Raw genomic sequence first — 4,127 nt, 5'->3', positions numbered from 1 at the left:
AACTCTCCGCCGACGCTCCCAGCGCCTCCGCAAGCACCGCCCGGCCGTAAACGGCATCCCCGACGCGCCAGGCCTCGCGAAGTCCCTGGAACAGCGGTCCATAGCCGTAGCCGCGTTCCTGTAGGCGCGCATAATGACCGCTCAGCTCGATCGGCTCGCCCCCAACAGGCGGCCACACCTCGAGCCCGCTTGCCTCGATATTGTCTGGCGCTGCGTCTGCCGCGGCTTCCGCCGCCTCGCCCAGCACGCCCTGCGCATGCAGCGTCCACGAGCCGCCCTCGGGCGCATCCTCCGCACGGCTGTAGATGCTCAAGGCACGGCCGCCGCCGGCCGCGCCGGCCTCCAGCCCGTCCACCTGAACCTGCAGCCGCACCCCGCCCTCCGCCGGCAGCACCAGCGGCGACAGCAGCGTCAGCTGCGAGACAACCGTTGCACCCACCGCACGCGCCGCCGCAAAGCCGAGCTCCAAGAGGCCCGTTCCCGGCAACAGCACCGTGCCGAACACCTTGTGGTCGCCGAGCCAGCCCGCGTCCGACAGCGACAGCCGGCCCGTCAGCAGGAAGCCGTCGCTCTCCGCCAGCGGCGTCGCCGCACCCAGCAGCGGATGCGAGGCCTCCGACAGCCCCATCGTCGCGACGTCCCCGCCCGGCTTCTCCGCCTCCAGCCAGTAGCGCTGGCGCTGGAACGCATAGGTCGGCAGTGCCGCAACCGGCAGCTTCGCGCTGCCGCCAAGCGCCTTCGTCCAGTCAACGTCGACACCATGGACATGCAGCGCGCCGAGATTGCGCAAAAGCTCCGACATGCCGCCGCCATCACGGCGCAGCGATCCCACCACCACGCCATGCTCGCCGCTTGCCGCAGACAGCGGCATCGCCAGCACCGGATGCGCGCTCGCTTCCACGAACACGCCGTGCCCGTCACCGATCAGCTCGGCCAGCGCAAGGTCGAGCCGCACCGTCTGGCGCAGGTTCCGGCACCAATAGGACCCGTCCAGCGAGGTGCCCTCGCAGCGCGTTCCCGTCACCGTCGAGATCATCGCCACCTGACCCGGCTGTGGCGCAAGGTCCGACAGCAGGCCTTCCAGCTCCGGCAGGATCGGGTCCATCTCCGCGCTGTGCGAGGCGTAGTCCACATTGACCTGCCGGCAGAACACCCCTTCCTTGCCGAGATCATTGACCCAGCGCTCGATCGCTTCCGTCGGCCCCGAGACGACCGTCGAGCCCGGCGTGTTCACCACCGCCAGCGACAGGCCGGACCATTCCGCGGCCTTCAGCCGCTCTTCCACCACCGAGGCCGCAAGCTCCGTCACCGCCATGGCCCCGCGCCCGCTCAGGCCACGCAACAGCTGGCTGCGCAGCGCCACGACGCGCGCGCCGTCCTCGAGCGACAGGATGCCGGCGACCACGGCGGCCGCGATCTCGCCCTGGCTGTGGCCCACCACCGCCGACGGCTCCAGGCCAAGGCTGCGCCAGACCGCGGCAAGGCCGACATTCATCGCAAACAGCGACGGCTGGATCACGTCCACCCGCTCCAGCAGGCCGGGTTCGAGATCCTGATCGCCACGAAGCACTGAGGTCAGCGACCAGTCCGTGTAGTTGGACAACGCCGTCTCACAGGCTGCAATCGCTTGCGCAAACACTGTTGATTCCGCCAGCAGGGCCCGGCCCATCGCGGGCCACTGACTGCCCTGTCCGGCGAATACGAACACCACACGGCCGCGATCGCGCGCTTCGCCGACCGACACCGCCGCATGCGGACGGCCTTCGGCGAGCGATCGCAGCGCCTCCACCGCCTCACCCGCATCGCGCACCGACACGGCCGCGCGCGATGCAAACTGCGTCCGGTGCAACGCCGCCGTCGCAATCACGGAGCCCCAGTCGGCCTGCGCATGCTGCGCCAGCCATTCGCCGTACCGCCCGGCCTGCGCCCGCAGCGCCGCCTCGTCACGCCCCGACACCAGCAGCGGGATCACGGGAGATGGCGACGAAGCCTCGGCCGCGCGGACAACATGAGCCCGCGCTGGCGCCTCCTCGATCACCACATGCGCATTGGTCCCGCTGATGCCGAACGAGGACACGCCCGCACGACGCACATGCGACGGCTCGCGCGGCCAGGCCCGCGCCTGCTGCAGCAGCGACAACCCGCTGCCCTCCCATTCGATCTGGCGGCTCGGATGCTCCGCATGCAGCGTCTTCGGCAACACCTCGTGCCGCAGCGCCAGCACCATCTTCATCACCCCGAGCACGCCGGCCGCCGCCTGGGTATGCCCGAGATTCGACTTCGACGAGCCCAGCCACAGCGGACGGTCTTCGCGCCGCGTCGGTCCGAACACCGCGGCCAGCGCGCCCGCCTCGATGGGATCGCCGAGGCTGGTCCCGGTGCCGTGCGCTTCCACCACGTCGATGTCGTCGGGGCTCACCCCGCTCGCCGACAGCGCCGCGCGGATCACCCGCTGCTGGCTCGGGCCGTTCGGCGCCGTCAGGCCCTGGCTGCGTCCGTCCTGGTTCACCGCCGAGCCCCGGATCAGCGCCAAAATCTCGTCGCCGTCACGCTCCGCATCCGACTGCCGCTTCAAGACCAGCACGCCGCAGCCCTCGCTCCAGCCGGCGCCGTCAGCACCGTCCGAGAAGCTCTTGCAGCGCCCGTCCGGCGCCATGCCGTTGTCAGGCCCGAGCGCCACCAGCGTCGCGGGCGTCGACATCACGGTGATCCCGCCCGTCAGCGCCAGGTCGCACTCGCCCTGCCGCAGCGCCGTGCACGCCAGGTGCAGCGCCGACAGCGATGACGAGCACGCCGTATCGATCGTCATCGCCGGACCTTCCAGGCCCAGCACATAGGACACCCGGCCCGCCAGCACGCTCGACGTCGTGCCCGTCGCCGTCCACATCGTCATCGCTTCAGGCGAGCGCGTACCATAATCGCCAGCTATCGCGCCGAGATACACGCCGGTCCTGCTCTCTCGCAGTCCCTCCGGCTGCAGCCCCGCCTGCTCCAGCGCCTCCCACACCGCTTCCAGGATCAGGCGCTGCTGCGGGTCCATCTCCACCGCCTCGCGCGGCGAGATGCCGAAGAAGCCCGCGTCGAACTCCGCAACCGCGTCGATGAAGCCGCCTTCCTGCGTCAGCCCGCCCGTCACCGCTTCAAGCCGCCGCAGCAGGTCACGGCTCCAGCGATCCGGCAGCGGCCCAATGCCGTCGCCGCCGCGCTCCAGCAGCGACCAATAACTCTCGGGTCCCGTCAGCCCGCCAGGACCGCGGCAGCTCATCCCGACGATCGCGATCGGCTCGGAGGAGGCGTTCTCCACCGCGTCGAGAGACGACTTCAGATCCCGAATCTTGTGAAGACTCTGGCGAAGAGCGTTTTTTAGATCCTGAACTTCTTGATTCATCTGCTGCATGTTTTTTCAGAGCAATTCAGACGCGATACTCAGCAAAGAGTCGGTTTCCGCGTCATCAATATGCGCGGCCAATTCATCGTCGCTTGCACGCCGAGAGGTGTCGTTCGGCTGCATCATAAGACGCTCGAGAAGGCCCGATTTACGAAGCGCTTCGATCGAAACGTCTCGTAGCTTCCGGCGGATTTGCTCATCCCCCCAGATCGACGGACCTGCCTTGACGTTGTCGAGCTCGAGCTTCTCCAGCAGCAGCCGCGACATCGCGCGCGCGGTCGGATAGTCGAAGGCGAGTGTGGTCGGCAGCTTGGCGCCGACCCGCCCCGACAGGCGGTTGCGCAGCTCGACCGCCATCAGCGAGTCCAGCCCGAGCTCCTTGAGCGGTTGATCCGCCGGCACTGATGCGCCTCCCGGTGAAGCCAGGGCCGCTGCGATTTCCTCCTGCGCCAGCTCCACAAGGACAGCCAAACGTTCCGCATCGCTTGCCATCGACGCAAGCCGCGCACGCAGACTGTTCGTATCGCCGTTACCCGCCGCTGCCTTCCGCAAGCCGCTGCGGACCAGGGCGCGATACAGTGCCGGCACGTCGTCGGCGAGCTGGCGCTGCATCGCGCCGACATCCAGATGGATCGGCACCAGCATCGCCTCGGGCTGCGCCTGCGCCGCATCCAGCAGCGCAAGCCCGAGCTCCAGCGACAGCGCCTGCACGCCCTGCCGGCGCATCCGCATCAGCTCG

At 69.2% G+C, this 4,127-nt stretch carries 2 protein-coding genes; both read right to left on the bottom strand.

Features of this window, described 5'->3' with window-relative positions; translation table 11 throughout:
• Positions 1-3,304, bottom strand: a 3,304-nt coding sequence (locus AC1RUR_RS38270; protein WP_492853324.1) for a type I polyketide synthase, incomplete at its 3' end; no start/stop codon positions are given.
• 99 nt (positions 3,305-3,403) lie between these two features.
• On the bottom strand, positions 3,404-4,127 hold a 724-nt coding region (locus AC1RUR_RS38265; RefSeq protein WP_492853323.1), incomplete at its 5' end, for an acyl carrier protein.

It is taken from the genome of Bradyrhizobium sp. GW821-FHT12B03, assembly GCF_058807535.1.
This window is presented reverse-complemented; position numbering and strand designations above follow the sequence as displayed.